Below are 14,710 nucleotides of genomic sequence, written 5' to 3' on the forward strand. Positions count from 1 at the left end.
CAGCACGCGAGACGCAAGTCCTTGGCCGGAAATCGCGGTCCAGGCTCTGTTCGGTGGCAAGCGAACCGGGCGCGACGACGGCCCGGGGGTGACTCGATGAAGGAGGGTCCGGCGTGGGAAGCACGTTGGCGCAAAAGGTTTGGGAACAGCACGTCGTGCGTCGTGCGGACGGCGAGCCGGATCTGCTCTACATCGACCTCCATCTCATCCACGAAGTGACCAGTCCACAAGCCTTCGACGGTCTGCGGCTCGCCGGTCGCAGCATCCGCCGACCGGACCTGACCGTCGCGACCGAGGACCACAACGTGCCGACCACGCCGGGCCCGATCTCGGACCCGGTGAGCCGCACCCAGGTGGACACGCTGCGCACGAACTGCGCGGAGTTCGGCGTGCGGCTCTTTCCGATGGGCGACGCCGAGCAGGGCATCGTCCACATCATCGGGCCGCAGCTGGGCCTGACCCAGCCAGGTATGACGGTGGTCTGCGGCGATAGCCACACCTCGACGCACGGGGCCTTCGGTGCGCTGTCGTTCGGCATCGGCACCAGCGAGGTCGAGCACGTCCTGGCCACCCAGACGCTGCCGCTGAACCCCTTCAAGACCATGGCGATCAACATTGATGGCGAACTCCCCGACGGGGTCACGTCCAAGGACATCATCCTGGCCGTCATCGCCAAGATCGGCACCGGCGGGGGACAGGGCTACGTGCTCGAATACCGCGGCTCGGCAGTGCGCAACATGTCGATGGAAGCCCGAATGACCATGTGCAACATGTCGATCGAGGCCGGTGCCCGCGCCGGTATGGTCGCACCCGACCAGACCACCTTCGACTATCTCAAGGGCCGCGAGCACGCACCGACCGGTGCCGACTGGGACGCCGCGGTCGAAGCGTGGTCGCAGTTGCAGACCGACGACGACGCGGTCTTCGACGAGGAGGTCCACCTCGACGCGAGCCGGCTGACGCCATTCGTCACCTGGGGCACCAACCCCGGGCAGGGTCTGCCGCTGTCGGCGAATGTCCCTGACCCCGAGGAGTTCTCGGGCGAGAACGAGAAGGCCGCCGCGCAGCGCGCCATCGACTACATGGGCCTCACCCCGGGCACCCCGCTGCGGGACATCACCGTCGACACCGTGTTCCTCGGCTCCTGCACCAACGGCCGCATCGAGGACCTGCGTGCGGCCGCGGAGGTCATCAAGGGCCGCAAGGTCGCCGACGGCGTCCGCATGCTCGTGGTGCCCGGATCGGCGAAGGTGCGCTTGCAGGCCGAGTCCGAAGGCCTGGACAGGGTTTTCGCCGACGCCGGTGCCGAATGGCGCCTCGCGGGCTGCTCGATGTGCCTGGGCATGAACCCCGATCAGCTGGCCGTGGGGGAACGCAGCGCGTCGACCTCCAACCGCAACTTCGAAGGGCGCCAGGGCAAGGGCGGCCGCACCCATCTGGTCAGTCCGCTGGTCGCCGCCGCCACCGCAGTCCGGGGCACGCTGTCCAGCCCGGCCGACCTGACGCCTTCGGCCTGACCGGCTGAGAGCGAGGAGAACACATCATGGAGAAGTTCACGCAGCACACCGGCGTCGGAGTTCCGTTGCGGCGCAGCAATGTCGACACCGACCAGATCATCCCGGCGGTCTATCTGAAGCGGGTCACCCGCACTGGATTTGAGGACGGCCTCTTCGCGGCCTGGCGCGGCGACGAGACCTTCGTGCTGAACAACCCTGCGTTCGCGTCCGGTTCGGTGCTCGTCGCCGGCCCCGACTTCGGCACCGGCTCGTCCCGTGAGCACGCGGTGTGGGCGTTGATGGACTACGGCTTCCGCGTCGTGCTCTCGTCGCGCTTCGCCGACATCTTCCGTGGCAACTCGGGCAAGGCCGGTTTGCTTGCCGCGCAACTGCGGCAGGAGGACATCGAGTTGTTGTGGAAGCTGCTGGAGAACGAACCCGGCATGCAGATCACGGTCGATCTTGAGCAGCGAACCGTGACCGCGGGGGAGCACGTCTTCGGATTCCAGGTCGATGACTACATCCGGTGGCGGCTGCTCGAGGGCCTCGACGACATCAGTCTGACGCTGCGACACGCGGATGACATCACAAATTTCGAAGCCGCTCGTCCGAGCTGGAAACCCACGACGCAAACCGCCTGACGCGGACCTTCGATTGACCTCTCGCGCAGGCGCCTCCACCGGGCGCCTGCGCGAATTGTATTGTGCCCCAGTGCATTCCAGCGTATGGCGGCACGCAGCCGCCCGCATCCAGGCGCTCACGTGGGCGCCTGCGTGGCCCGCCACGGCGCGCCTGCAGACCACCAAAGCTGTTGTGCCGTGGGCAAATCGAGTGGCGTTGCTGGTTGCCGAGTCGCCGCAGTGGGCATACCGTCTGTCTCAATCGAGCGTCAGCTTGAGGACTTGCAACCGGACGCCCGGTCGAACGCCGGCACCACCCGAAGGGGAACAGACCCATGAACAAGGCAGAACTCATCGAGAGCCTGGAGACTCGTCTCGGCAGCAAGAAGGCTGCGAGTGACGCGCTGGAGGCTGTCGTGGATGCGATCATCCGCGAGGTCGCCAAGGGCAACAAGGTCGGCATCACCGGCTTCGGCACGTTCGAGAAGGTCGCGCGTGCTGCCCGCACCGGACGTAACCCGCGCACCGGCACGACCGTCCGCATCAAGAAGACCTCGGTGCCGAAGTTCAAGCCGGGCACCGCCTTCAAGACCGTTGTGGCCAACCCGCGTTCGCTGCCGAAGACCGGCAACGCCGGCGGCCGTGCGTCGAGTGCCGCCGCGCCGGCCAAGGCTGCGGCGAAGACGACGACCGCCAAGAAGACTGCGGCCAAGAAGTCCGCCGCCAAGAAGGCGGCCCCGGCCAAGGCCGCGGCGAAGACGACCACCGCGAAGAAGTCCGCCGCCACGAAGGCGACCCCGGCCAAGGCCGCGGCGAAGACGACCACCACGGCAAAGAAGGCCCCGGCCAAGAAGACGACGGCCAAGAAGACGACGGCCAAGCGCGCCGCACGTCGCTGAGATCTCGCACGTCATACGGCGGCGGTCCACCCGAGGGGTGGGCCGCCGTTCGCGTGCGGTCAGCGAATCCGCTGGCCCGGACCGATGCCGTCGATCCACAGCCGGGTGACGCCACTGCCGCCGACCTCAATGCTGACTCGCTGACCGACCCGGAGATGCCGCAACGACGAAGCGGCGAACGTCGCCGCGTCGACGGTGATCAATCGTCCGTTGTCGGTCAGCACACTGCCGGAGCCGGTGGATTCGTCGAAGGCGTGCACGGTTGCCTGCATGGCGACAACTGTACGGGGCGGTGCCCCTCCGGTGGCGGGCCGACGACCCGGCTCAGCGGTCGGTGCCCAGCACCCCGGCCGTGTGCGCCCCGACGCCGAGTTCGACCGCGCGCGCAAGGGATTCGTCGTCGTCCACGTCCGTGCGCAGGCGGGGCAGATCGAGTTCCAGGACCGTCGCCGACCGTGCGTGCCGCGCGGCGGATCCAGAGCCGAAGCGCGGCACCAGGCGTGCCGCGTCGTGGTGGCTGATGAGCACCGTTCCGGTGTCGTCGTGGTCCGGCACGACGGCTGCCTCGACCGCCGCGCAGGCGGCCAGGCCCTCGGCGAGCGTGTCCGGTGTGAGCGCCGGGAGATCACCCAGCAGGACGGCAGCCGGGACGTGCGGTGTTGTGCTGCGGACGGTGTCGATCCCCGCGACGATCGCCGGGTTGAGGCCACGGCCCGGATCGTCGGTGAGGACGGCTCCTCGGCGCTCCAGGTGCCCGCGGACCTCGGGATCGGACGTCACGACCACGACCTGTGCAGCCGGCACAACCTGCAGCGCAGCGTCAAGCGTGTCCAGCGCGATGGCGAGCGCGAGTTCCTGGCGCCGGATGCCGGCGGGCGTGCGCAACCTGGACTTGCCGTGCGCGCTGTGCTTCACCGGAACGATCACGTGCCAGGTCGAGGTGACTGCGGACTCCACGAGATGATGCTCTCAGACCGCACGACACGCACGTCGGGGCGGTTCGCTTCCGCGGCAGGGTCGCGGTGGGATTAGATACCAGCATCCCTCCCCGCGCAGGTCGCGGGAGCACTGCCCGTGCGGGCCGCAGGTTAGGAGCAAGCACTCGTGTCGCGTCCCCCGATGAGCGAGCACATCGAGCCGATGTACTCCAAGGTGATCTCGACGCTCTACCCGGTGCTGCAGCGCATCACGTTCCGGGACTGGGCGGGTATGGCGAACATCCCCACGGAGGGGGGCTTCGTCGCGGCGTCCAACCACATCTCGAACATGGACCACTTCCCGCTCGCGCACTACCTGGTGTCCGTCGGCCGTGCCCCGCACTACCTGGCCAAGTCGTCGCTGTTCAAACCACCCGGCGTGCGGCAGATCATGCAGGGCACCGGGCAGATCCCGGTCTATCGCGGGACGGCACAGGCGACCTCGGCCCTGGCCGCGGCGACCGAGGCACTGCAGCGCGGCGCGTGCGTGTGCGTCTACCCCGAGGGCACCATCACTCGTGAACCCGATTTCTGGCCAATGGTCGGCAAATCGGGCGCTGCGCGACTGGCGCTGGAGAGCAACGTCCCCTTGGTGCCCATGGCGATCTGGGGCACCCGCGAGATGATGTGGCCATACCGCGACAAGCTGCCGAAACTGTTGCCGCGCAAGCTGGTCCACGTGACAGCGGGCCCGGCGATTGATCTGGACGACCTGCGGGATGGCCCGATCGACGCCCAGAAACTGCGCACCGCGACCACTCGGCTGATGGCCGAGATCACCCGCTTGCTCGAAGGCATTCGTCACGAGCAGGCACCCGCGACACCCTTCGATCCCCGCAACCAGCCGCCGGCTCGTGACGGAGACACGGGCACCGCGCCGGCCGAGGAGACCCGATGACCCAGGTCGCGATGCTCGGCGGGGGCAACTGGGGCACGGCATACGCCGCCATCATGGCTGACGCCGGCTGCTCGGTGCGCTTGTGGGCGCGCCGGCAGGACGTCGTCGACGAGATCAACACCAGCCGCGTCAACTCCGGCTACCTGCCGGATCGACAGCTCCCGGAGTCGCTTTCGGCAACGACGTCGTATGCCGAGGCGCTCGACGGCGCGGAGATCGTCGTGCTCGCCGTGCCGTCGCAGACCCTGCGGGCCAACCTCACCGATTGGTGCGAGCTGCTTCCGCACGATGCGCCGGTCGTGTCCCTGATGAAGGGCATCGAGCTGGGCACCGGCGAACGCATGAGTCAGGTGATCGCCGAAGCCGGGCAGGTCGAACCCGACCGCATCGTCGTCGTGTCCGGCCCGAACCTCGCGACCGAGATCGCCGCGCGGCAGCCGGCGGCAGCGGTCGTGGCCGCGTCGAGCCCGCGCATGCGTGCGAAGGTCGCGGAGGCGAGCGCCACGGCATACTTCCGCCCCTACCTGGGCACCGACGTCATCGGCACCGAGATCGCCGGCGCGACCAAGAACGTCATCGCGCTCGCGGTCGGCATGGCGTCCGGGATGGGCATGGGCGACAACACGATGGCGAGTCTGCTCACCCGCGGACTGGCCGAAACCGCCCGGCTGGGAACGGCTCTCGGCGCCGACCCGCAGACCTTCCTCGGCCTTGCCGGGGTCGGTGATCTCGTCGCGACCTGCGCCTCATCCCTGTCGCGCAACCGCACCTTCGGCTACCGCCTCGGCACGGGTATGTCGCTCGCCGAGGTCGTGGAAAGCACCAAGCAGACGGCGGAGGGCGTCAAGTCGTGCGAGTCGATCCTGCAGCTCGCCGAGAGTGTGGACGTCGAGGTCCCGATCGTGGAGAACGTTGCAGCGGTCGTCCACGAGGGACGGGACCCGCGAGCCGTCGTCGGCGCCCTCATGTCGCGCTCGCGCAAGCTGGAGAACTAACCGAGCGCGGCGGCCAGGTCGGCCCAGAGGTCCTCGACGTCCTCGATGCCGACGGACAGCCGCACGAGCGCTTCGGGCACGCTGGCCGGCTCGCCGGCATGCCGGCGGCGGCGTTCGAGCGACGACTCCACGCCACCGAGACTGGTCGCGGGCAGCCACAGCCGAACGTCCCGCTCGAGCCGCTCAGCGGCGGCCCGGCCGCCCTTCGGCTCCAGGCAGATGATCGCGCCGAACCCCGGATAGCGCACCTGGGACACCGCGCCGTGCGCCGTCAGTCGGCTCACGAGCTCGGCGGCGGTCGCGCAGGCCCGCTCCATCCGCAGGTGCAGCGTGCGCATGCCGCGCAATGCCAGCCACGTCCCGTGCGGTCCGGGGATGGCGCCACGCAGGGTGCGGTGCCCGCGCAGGCGTTCGTGCAGTGCGTCATCGGTGGTGACGACGGCGCCCAGCACGACGTCCGAGTGGCCGGACAGATATTTGGTGACCGAGTGCACCACCAGGTCGGCACCGACCTCGAGTGGGCGGGCCAGCAGCGGGGTGTTGAAGGTGTTGTCGACGATCGAGAGCACCTCCCGGTCGCGTGCGGCGGCCAGCACCGTGGGCAGGTCACAGACCTCCAGCATGGGGTTGGTGGGGGATTCGAGCCAGATCGTGTCCGCGCCGTCCAGAGCCGCGACAGTGGCCGCGGTATCGGTCGGGTCGACCCGGCGCACGGACAGCCGGCCCTCGGCGGCCAATTGGTCGAGCAGCGTCGTGGTGCCGTTGTAGACGTGCTGCGGGACCACGACCATCCCGCCCGGAGGGGTGAGCAGGATGCACGCGCTGATGGCCGCCATACCGCTGGAGAACGCGAGTGCGCGGCCGCCCTCGAGGTCGCCGAGCACCTGCTCGAAGCTGGACCAGGTGCGGTTGCCGAACCTGCCGTACGTCGGGCCGGCGCCCGCGACATACGTCGAGCTCAGTTCGATGCCCGGCCCGACCGGCGCACCTGGAGTGCGCGCGGGGCGGCCGGCGGTGACCACACGGGTTGCGGCGGAGTATGCCGCGGCGTTCTCGGTGTCCATGACGACACCTTGGCACGCCGACGCATCACGGAGCACGAGCGTCCACGCCCGCGCGGTTAGGCTTACGGCAATGAGCGAGAGTTCTCCGGCGGGCACCGCCGGCAATCAGCGCAAGCCAGTCGTCGCAATCGTTTTCGGCGGCCGGTCCAGCGAGCACGCCGTCTCGTGTGCGACCGCCGCCAGCGTGCTGCGCGCCATCGATCGCGACCGGTTCGACGTCGTGCCGATCGGCATCGCCCAGGACGGCCGGTGGGTGCTGGTGGCCGACGACCCGGAGCCGTTGCAGCTCACCGCGCAGCACACGCCGAGCGTGCAGGGCGAGACCACGGCGCTGATCTCGACGGACCCGGCCGCACGCGAGGTGCTGATCTTCCCGCCGGACGAGCCGCCGCGGACCCTCACCGCCGTCGACGTGGTGCTGCCGCTGCTGCACGGACCGTTCGGTGAGGACGGCACCTTGCAGGGCGTGCTGGAGCTGGCCGACACCCGCTACGTCGGCTCCGGCGTCGCCGCGTCCGCGGTGATGATGGACAAGGCGCTGATGAAGGTCGTCTTCTCGGCGGCGGGGCTGCCGGTCGGGCCGCACGTCGTGATCACCGACAAGGAATGGCGCCGCGACAAGGCGGCGTGTCTCGACAGCGTCAGCAGCCTCGGGCTGCCGGTCTTCGTCAAACCCGCCCGGGCCGGCTCCAGCGTCGGAGTGGTCAAGGTCGACGCGGCAGACGATCTGGAGACGGCGATCGAGACGGCACGCGTCTCCGACCCGAAGGTGCTGGTCGAAGCGGCCATCCCCGGCCGCGAGGTGGAGTGCGGCGTGCTGGAGGGCCACGGCGCGGAGGCGCCGCGAGCGAGCCAGATCGGTGAGATCACCGTCACCGGGGACCGCCATACGTTCTATGACTTCGAAGCGAAATATCTCGACGACGCCGCGCAGCTGACCTGTCCGGCCGATCTCCCGGGCGACGTCGCGGACGAGATCCGCGCGCTGTCGGTGAAGGCGTTCGACGCAGCCGGCTGCGAGGGGCTGGCCCGTGTCGACTGGTTCTACGACCCAGGTGGCCGGCTGATGCTCAACGAGATCAACACCATGCCGGGCTTCACCCCGCAGTCGATGTTTCCGCGCGTCTGGGCGGAGTCGGGCTTCGACTATCCGTCGCTGATCACCGAGCTGATCGAGCTCGCGCTGGAGCGTCCGACCGGGTTGCGCTGAGGCGCTGCCGCGACCTCACCCGAGGCAGCGATTGTGGCCCTGCGGGATCTGCCTGGCCGCTTGGGTGAAGGCGCCCAGCGGCGGGAAGGCGTTGTACTTCGTCGGCACGAGCACCTCGAGGGCGGGGGAGCGCCCGAACGTGATGTAGCGCGTCCCGTCCGACAGTTTGGTCCCCACCCAGTCGATGTCGTCGACGGTGACGCAGGGTGCGGTCGTCGGCCCCGGGGAGGTGACACCGCAGCGCGCGATGATCGCCGGGTTGCCCCACGCGTGCACGGTGTCCGACTTCGTGCTGACCGCACGCGACTTCTGATCGGCCACCGTTGCCGGCCACTGCCGAGAGGCCTTGACACACAAGGGATTTGCGGCCTGGTCGGCGGGGGAGGCATGGACCGTGCCCGTGCCGCATGCGGCAAGTGACACGGTCAGCCCCAGTGCACCTGCCGCAGCGAGGAACGGCCGGCTCAAGGGTGGACGACGGTGCACGTCAGCGTGCGCATGATGCCGGCTGTTTCCTGGATCTTCGCGACCACGAGCGAACCGAGCGCGTCCAGGGTCTCGGCCTCGGCGCGGGCGATGACGTCGTAGGGACCCGTGACGTCGTCACAGGACGTGACGCCGGGAATCTCGCGCACCGCGGCAGCGACCGCAGTGGCCTTGCCGAGGTCTGCCTGGATGAGGATGTAGGCCTGAACCATGACGATCTGCTCCCGAGTCGATGCGTGGCCCGCGCGGTGCGGGTGTGCGGCGGGACCGCCGCGTCCTCGCCAGACGCTACCGTGCAGTGCGATGTGTGCGGCGAGGAAGGGTGGAACCAGGGTATGACGGACACACCGGCTACGCGCACGCTCGCGGACGTCGAGGAACAGGACCTGCTTGCCATCGTGCTGCCACGGTTCAGCACTCGCGACGGCGTGCTGATCGGGCCCGGGGACGACACCGCGCTGCTGCGCGTCCGGTCCGGGGACGTGCTCGCGACGACCGACACCATGGTGCTCGGCCGCGACTGGCGCGACGAGTGGTCCAGCGGCGCGGACGTCGGCCACAAGCTCGTCGTCCAGAACGTCGCGGACATCGCCGCGATGGGCGGGCGGTGCACCGGGCTGCTGGTCACGCTGGTGGCCGACCCGCAGACTCCGCTGCGGTGGGCGACCGACTTCACCGCGGGTGTCGAGGAGGCCGCCGGTGCCGCCGGCGCAGCGGTGCTCGGCGGTGACCTGTCGTCGGCCCCGGCCGGTGTGCGCATGGTGAGCATCACGGCCCTCGGCGAGCTAGACGGGGACCGTGCGGTGTTGCGCGGAGGCGCGCGCCCGGGGGACGCTCTCGCCATACACGGCACGCTGGGGCGGGCGGCGGCGGGCCTGGTGCTGCTGGAGCGCGGCACTCCCGACGAGGCGCCGGATCTGGTTCTCGCGCAACGCCGTCCGCGATTGGACTATGCGCAGGGAGCGATCGCGGCACGCGCGGGAGCGACCGCGATGCTGGACATCTCGGACGGGCTGCTGCGCGACGGCGGACGCATCGCGCGCGCCAGCGGCATACGGATCGACGTGGATCGGGACGCGCTCGCGGGCGACATTGCCGCACTCGTGCCGGCCGTCGGACCGGAGGCGGCACGGGGCTGCGTGCTGGCCGGCGGTGAGGAGCACAGCCTGCTGGCGACCTTTCCGCCCGGCGTGCTGCCACCGGGCTGGCGCGCCATCGGTGCCGTGACGGAAGGGACGGGTGTGACTTTCGGTGGTGAGGCGGTGACCCGGCTCGGCTGGGATCACTTCGGTCCGGCCGCGCCCGGCTGAATCGCGACATAGCCCCGGCATACGCAACGGGCCGTCCCCGACAAGGGGACGGCCCATCGCGTGATGCTCAGGACTAGCGCTTGACCTTGCCCGCCTTCAGGCAGGAGGTGCAGACGTTGAGTCGCTTCGGGGTCACACCAGCCTCGCCCACGAGTGCCTTGACGCGCTGGATGTTGGGGTTCCAGCGGCGCTTGGTGCGGCGGTGTGAGTGCGAGATGCTGTGACCGAAGCCGGGTCCCTTGCCGCAGACGTCGCAGGTGGCAGCCACGGTGAATCTCCTTGGATAAGTAGTCGAACGTTCCGGCCCACAGGCGCGCCACGAGGACGCTTCATCTGTGGGAACCGCACAATCGTAGCCGAGGGCGGCCGTGCGGACCAAAACGAGCGGATGCGCAGGCGGTTTCGACGCACACATTAGGCTCGTGACGATCCAGCCATCGACCGAAGGGTGTCAGCTTTCCATGCCGCTCGCCGAACTCGACCTGGCTGCGCTGCGCCGGTGGGTGATCACGGCGCGCGCGGACCTGGACGCGTACGCCGAGGCGCTCAACCGGCTCAATGTCTTCCCGGTGCCCGACGGTGACACCGGCAGCAACCTGCAGATGACCATGCGTGACGCGGTCGACGCCCTCGACGAGGAGGGCCCAGACGACATCGGTGCCGCAGCCGCCGCCATGGCCCGGGCGACGTTGGTGTCCGCGCGCGGCAACTCCGGGGTCATCCTCAGCCAGCTCGCCAAGGGCGTCGCCGAGGTGGTCGCCGAGGCCGGTCGGCAGCCGCTCGGCCCAGGGCAGCTTGCGGCGATCCTGACTCGCGCGGCCGAGCTCGCGCAGGGGGGAGTCTCGGCCCCCGCGCCCGGCACCATCCTGACCGTCGCGGCGGCTGCCGCTTCCGCGGCGAATGCCGCGGAAGAGCGCGGCTGCGACCTGACTGGCGTCACCGATGCCGCTGCGGCGGGCGCCACGGACGCCCTGCTGCGGACGCGCACGGAGAACGACGTGCTGCGTCGTGCCGGTGTCGTCGATGCGGGAGGCGCCGGCTATCTGCTGGTGCTGGAGGCGTTGCAGCGCGTCATCCACGGGCAGGGCGGGCTGGCGCTCACCGACGGCGCAGTCCCCGAATGGCTGCGGGTCAGCAGCGCGCAGGCACCGGACGCCGGGTGCGGCGCCGAGGGCGCAGGCGGGCCGGCATACGAGGTCATGTACCTGCTGGACGAGGCGACACCGGAAGGGGTGGCGGTGCTCCGCCGGACCCTGCACAGTCTCGGCGATTCGCTCGTCGTCGCGGGCGGACCCGACCGCTACACGGTGCACGTGCACGTCGACGACGTGGCCGCCGCGCTCAACGCCGGTGCGGCCGCCGGACGGCCGCACCGCTTCCGGGTCACCCGTTTCGCCGACGAGGTCGCCGCGGATGTCGCGCCCGTACGGCCGGACGTGGCAGTGCTCGCGCTCGTCTCCGGCGTGGGTATGGCGCAGCACGTCCGCGCCAGTGGTGGCGTCACGCCGGTGCGGGACTGGCACGACGAGCACGCCCTGCGGCGCGTGCTGGGCCGCCAGACGCTGATGTTGTGCACCAGCCCGCAGGCGCGCGAGGCGGCCGAGGCGCTGGCGGGGGAATGCGAGCTGGAGATCGTCGGCGACAACGCCGCGGACGTGGTCGCGGCGTCGGTGGTGGTCGACCCCGGTGACGAGTTCCGGCGCATCTGCCGCGACGCGCGAGAGGCCGCGGACGGTGTGCTGAGCGTCCGGGTTGTCGGTGATCCCGGCCAGGATGCCCTCATGCACGAGCTCGTCGATCTGCTGGCGGAGTCGACCGCCGAGTTGCTGACCCTGGTCGCGGGCGACGCGCTGCCCGATGACCGTCTGGCGCAACTGGTCGAGGCAGCCCGTGCCGACCACAGCTACCTCGGCATCTGCCAGATCACCGGTGACGGTCCGGACACGCTGCTCACCATCGGGGTGGAGTGAGTGGCCGTCACGCGAGCGACCCGGTTGACCGAGGTCGTGGGAAAGCTCGGCACCACGCTGGACAAGCAGCGCGGGCTGCGCACCGTCGGCGACCTGCTCGACTTCCTGCCGCGCCGCTACCTGGACGCGAGCAAGAGCGGCCGGCTCGCCGACTTCCAGATCGGCCAGGACGCGGTGCTGGTGGCCACCGTCGTGGCTGCTCGCACCCGGCCGATGCGCGGCCGGAAGGGCCTGATGCTGACGGCGGTGATCCAGGACGCGGACGGGCAGCGGGCGTCGCTGGTCTTCTTCCGCGCCTTCGGGCACGTCGACCGGCTGGTCCAGGGCGCGCACGGCGTCTTCCGCGGCAAGCTGCAGACCTACGGCAGCGACCTCCAACTGGCGCATCCGGACTACACGCTCTTCGCCGGCGGGGCGGACGACCCGATCTACCGCGGCGGCCTGATCCCGCTCTATCTCGCGGTCAAGGGCGCGACCGACATGCAGTTGTCGCAGGCGATCCGGCTGGTGCTGGAGCAGGTCGAGCTCGACGATCCGGTGCCTGCCGCGGTCCGCCAGGGGCACCGGTTGCTGGACCTGCACACGGCATACGACCATCTGCACTTCCCCCGGGACGACCCCGACTGGGGACGCGCGAAGCGCCGCCTGCGGTATGACGAGGCGCTCGTCATCCAGACGGTTCTCGCGCAGCGCCGGGCGGCGGCCAGACAACTCGAAGCGACCGCGCGCGAGCCGGTGTCCGGCGGCCTGCTGGAGGCGTTCGACGCGAAGCTGCCGTTCGAGCTGACCGACGGGCAGCGCCGGGTCGGCGAGCAGATCGCCCACGACATGGCGCAACCACATCCGATGTACCGCTTGCTGCAGGGCGAGGTCGGCTCGGGCAAGACGATCGTGGCGCTGCGGGCGATGCTCGCCGCGATCGACGCCGGCGCACAAGCGGCCCTGCTTGCGCCGACTGAGGTCCTCGCGCAGCAGCACGCCCGCTCGATCGGCGCGATGCTCGGCGAGCTGGGGCAGGCCGGCATGCTCGGCGGCGCCGACAACGCGACTCGTGTCGCCCTGTTGACCGGCTCGATGACCAAGTCGCAGCGCGAGAAGGTGCTGCTGGAGATCGCGACCGGTCCGGTCGGCATCGTCATCGGCACCCATGCGCTCATCCAGGAGCACGTGATGTTCGCCGACCTGGGGCTGGTCGTCGTCGATGAGCAGCACCGCTTCGGAGTCGAGCAACGAGATGCGTTGCGCGCCAAGGCACTTCGCCCGCCGCACGTGCTGGTCATGACGGCGACGCCGATTCCGCGGACTGTGGCGATGACGGTATTCGGCGACATGGACACCTCCGTGCTCAGCGAACTCCCGCGCGGCCGGCAGCCGATCGCGAGCCACGTCGTGCCCGGCAACCGCGAGTCGTGGATGGCACGCACCTGGGAGCGCGTTGCCGAGGAGGTGCGCTCCGGTCACCAGGCCTACGTCGTCTGCCCGCGCATCGGCGACCCGATGGACGGCTCGCTCGAAGTCGGTTTCGAGGACGGTGCCGTGCCGGAGGCCGAGACCTATGACGAGGGCGAGGAGCCGGAGACGCCACGCGAGCTGATCGGCGTGCACCAGCAGCTCGAGCGACTGCGTGGCGAGCCGGCGCTGGCCGGGTTACGCATCGAGATGCTGCATGGCCGGATGAGCACCGAGGACAAGGACGCAGTGATGCAGGCGTTCGGCGCCGGAGACATCGACGTGCTGGTCTCGACCACCGTGATCGAGGTCGGCGTCGACGTGCCGAACGCCACGGCGATGGTCGTGATGGATGCCGACCGCTTCGGCATCTCGCAGCTGCACCAGTTGCGCGGCCGGGTCGGACGAGGCGACGCCGGGGGGCTGTGCCTGCTGGTGACGGAGACCGAGAACCCCGAGACCGTCGAACGACTCGAGGCCGTCGCCGCCACCACCGACGGCTTCCGGCTGGCCGACCTCGACCTGTCGTTGCGGCGGGAGGGAGACGTGCTCGGCGCCGCACAGAGCGGCACCCGATCAGGCCTGCGCCTGCTGCGGCTGAGCCACCCGTCCGACGTCGAGCTGATCGACCTGGCCCGGCAGGACGCGACCGACATCGTCCGGGACGACCCGGAGCTGGCCGGTCACCCGGAGCTGGCGAAACTCGTCGCCGAACGCATCAGCGCGGAGCAAGCCGCCTTCCTGGAGCGCGGATGACCCGCATCATCGCCGGGACGGCCGGAGGCCGCAGGCTGCTGACACCGCCTGGCTCCGGCACCCGGCCCACCTCCGACCGGGTCCGTGAGGCAGTCTTCGGCCGGCTCGAACACCTCGACGCGCTCGCCGGTGGCCACGTCCTCGATCTGTATGCCGGCTCCGGCGCCCTCGGCCTGGAGGCCGTCTCGCGCGGGGCTGCCTCCGCGCTGCTGGTCGAGGCCGACCGCAGGGCGGCGGCGACGATCACGCAGAACGCCCGGGAGCTCGGACTCACCGGAGTCCAGGTGCGGGCCGGCCAGGTCGAGATCGTCGTCGCGGCGCGCCTGGCGCCGCCGGCCGATCTGGTGTTTGCCGACCCGCCATACGCGCTGGGGGAGGACGAACTCGCCGGCGTGCTCGCGGCACTCGTGGGGCACGGATCGCTCGCGGTCGACGCGCTGCTGGTGATCGAGCGGTCCAGCCGATCACCCGAGCCGATCTGGCCGCCCGACGTCGAACTGCTGGGCCCGCGCCGGTATGGCGAAACAACCTGCTGGTTCGCCGAATTCGTGCCCGAAGGAGACACGGCGTAGGCGCGTCA

The 14,710-nt window shown here is 70.2% G+C and carries 16 protein-coding genes; 10 read left to right on the forward strand and 6 right to left on the reverse strand.

Annotated features, from left to right (window positions below; translation table 11 throughout):
* Positions 1 to 113: 113 nt before the first annotated feature.
* From leuC to EFY87_RS07445, 3 genes are all read left to right on the forward strand, one after another.
* Entirely contained in the window at positions 114 to 1,517 is a 1,404-nt protein-coding gene (leuC, locus tag EFY87_RS07435; protein WP_123270836.1) for a 3-isopropylmalate dehydratase large subunit, read from the forward strand.
* 26 nt (positions 1,518 to 1,543) lie between these two features.
* A complete protein-coding gene (gene leuD / locus EFY87_RS07440; protein WP_123270837.1) occupies positions 1,544 to 2,137 on the forward strand; it encodes a 3-isopropylmalate dehydratase small subunit in 594 nt (197 codons plus the stop codon).
* Positions 2,138 to 2,451: 314 nt separating this feature from the next.
* Positions 2,452 to 3,015 carry an HU family DNA-binding protein gene (locus EFY87_RS07445; protein WP_123270838.1) on the forward strand — a complete coding sequence of 188 codons (564 nt, stop codon included), beginning with the start codon at positions 2,452 to 2,454 and terminating at the stop codon, positions 3,013 to 3,015.
* A gap of 59 nt (positions 3,016 to 3,074) precedes the next feature.
* On the opposite strand, the gene EFY87_RS07450 is transcribed toward EFY87_RS07445, so the two are convergent.
* Together EFY87_RS07450 and cofC are read right to left on the reverse strand one after the other, a co-directional pair.
* Positions 3,075 to 3,287, reverse strand: a complete 213-nt coding sequence (locus EFY87_RS07450) for a hypothetical protein (protein ID WP_123270839.1) — start codon at positions 3,285 to 3,287, stop codon at positions 3,075 to 3,077.
* 52 nt (positions 3,288 to 3,339) lie between these two features.
* Entirely contained in the window at positions 3,340 to 3,972 is a 633-nt protein-coding gene (gene cofC / locus EFY87_RS07455; RefSeq protein WP_123270840.1) for a 2-phospho-L-lactate guanylyltransferase, read from the reverse strand.
* 162 nt (positions 3,973 to 4,134) lie between these two features.
* On the opposite strand from cofC, the gene EFY87_RS07460 reads away from it, so the two are divergent.
* Together EFY87_RS07460 and EFY87_RS07465 are read left to right on the forward strand one after the other, a co-directional pair.
* Entirely contained in the window at positions 4,135 to 4,890 is a 756-nt protein-coding gene (locus EFY87_RS07460; RefSeq protein ID WP_123270841.1) for a lysophospholipid acyltransferase family protein, read from the forward strand.
* On the forward strand, positions 4,887 to 5,885 hold the full coding sequence (locus EFY87_RS07465) for an NAD(P)H-dependent glycerol-3-phosphate dehydrogenase (RefSeq protein WP_123270842.1): 999 nt from the start codon (positions 4,887 to 4,889) through the stop codon (positions 5,883 to 5,885). The genes EFY87_RS07460 and EFY87_RS07465 overlap by 4 nt, the downstream gene beginning before the upstream one ends.
* Here the strand turns inward: EFY87_RS07465 and EFY87_RS07470 are convergent.
* On the reverse strand, positions 5,882 to 6,949 hold the full coding sequence (locus tag EFY87_RS07470; RefSeq protein ID WP_123270843.1) for a trans-sulfuration enzyme family protein: 1,068 nt from the start codon (positions 6,947 to 6,949) through the stop codon (positions 5,882 to 5,884). The genes EFY87_RS07465 and EFY87_RS07470 overlap by 4 nt on opposite strands.
* Before the next feature lie 70 nt (positions 6,950 to 7,019).
* Between EFY87_RS07470 and EFY87_RS07475 the strand changes: the two genes are divergently transcribed.
* Complete coding sequence (locus EFY87_RS07475) at positions 7,020 to 8,159, forward strand: D-alanine--D-alanine ligase family protein (protein ID WP_123270844.1); 1,140 nt, start codon at positions 7,020 to 7,022, stop codon at positions 8,157 to 8,159.
* Positions 8,160 to 8,174: 15 nt separating this feature from the next.
* Here the strand turns inward: EFY87_RS07475 and EFY87_RS07480 are convergent, their stop codons facing one another.
* Together EFY87_RS07480 and EFY87_RS07485 are read right to left on the reverse strand one after the other, a co-directional pair.
* Positions 8,175 to 8,627 carry a DUF3515 family protein gene (locus tag EFY87_RS07480; protein WP_123270845.1) on the reverse strand — a complete coding sequence of 151 codons (453 nt, stop codon included), beginning with the start codon at positions 8,625 to 8,627 and terminating at the stop codon, positions 8,175 to 8,177.
* Positions 8,624 to 8,857 (reverse strand): Lrp/AsnC family transcriptional regulator, encoded by a 234-nt coding sequence (locus tag EFY87_RS07485; RefSeq protein ID WP_123270846.1) that lies wholly within the window; start codon positions 8,855 to 8,857, stop codon positions 8,624 to 8,626. The genes EFY87_RS07480 and EFY87_RS07485 overlap by 4 nt, the downstream gene beginning before the upstream one ends.
* A gap of 123 nt (positions 8,858 to 8,980) precedes the next feature.
* Here EFY87_RS07485 and thiL point away from each other — a divergent pair, with 123 nt between their 5' ends.
* Positions 8,981 to 9,955, forward strand: a complete 975-nt coding sequence (gene thiL / locus EFY87_RS07490) for a thiamine-phosphate kinase (protein ID WP_123270847.1) — start codon at positions 8,981 to 8,983, stop codon at positions 9,953 to 9,955.
* Positions 9,956 to 10,028: 73 nt separating this feature from the next.
* On the opposite strand, the gene rpmB is transcribed toward thiL, so the two are convergent.
* Positions 10,029 to 10,223, reverse strand: coding sequence for a 50S ribosomal protein L28 (rpmB, locus tag EFY87_RS07495; protein ID WP_123270848.1), 195 nt, complete (start codon positions 10,221 to 10,223; stop codon positions 10,029 to 10,031).
* 154 nt (positions 10,224 to 10,377) lie between these two features.
* On the opposite strand from rpmB, the gene EFY87_RS07500 reads away from it, so the two are divergent.
* The 3 genes from EFY87_RS07500 to rsmD are packed head-to-tail and all read left to right on the forward strand — an operon-like array spanning position 10,378 to position 14,702.
* Positions 10,378 to 11,925, forward strand: coding sequence for a DAK2 domain-containing protein (locus EFY87_RS07500; protein WP_148043281.1), 1,548 nt, complete (start codon positions 10,378 to 10,380; stop codon positions 11,923 to 11,925).
* Positions 11,926 to 14,130: an ATP-dependent DNA helicase RecG gene (locus tag EFY87_RS07505; RefSeq protein ID WP_123270850.1), complete on the forward strand. Its 2,205-nt coding sequence runs from the start codon at positions 11,926 to 11,928 to the stop codon at positions 14,128 to 14,130.
* A complete protein-coding gene (gene rsmD / locus EFY87_RS07510; protein WP_123270851.1) occupies positions 14,127 to 14,702 on the forward strand; it encodes a 16S rRNA (guanine(966)-N(2))-methyltransferase RsmD in 576 nt (191 codons plus the stop codon). The genes EFY87_RS07505 and rsmD overlap by 4 nt, the downstream gene beginning before the upstream one ends.
* The last annotated feature ends 8 nt before the right edge of the window (positions 14,703 to 14,710 follow it).

This window comes from Flexivirga caeni (assembly GCF_003724155.1).
GTDB classification, from domain to species: Bacteria; Actinomycetota; Actinomycetes; order Actinomycetales; family Dermatophilaceae; genus Flexivirga; species Flexivirga caeni.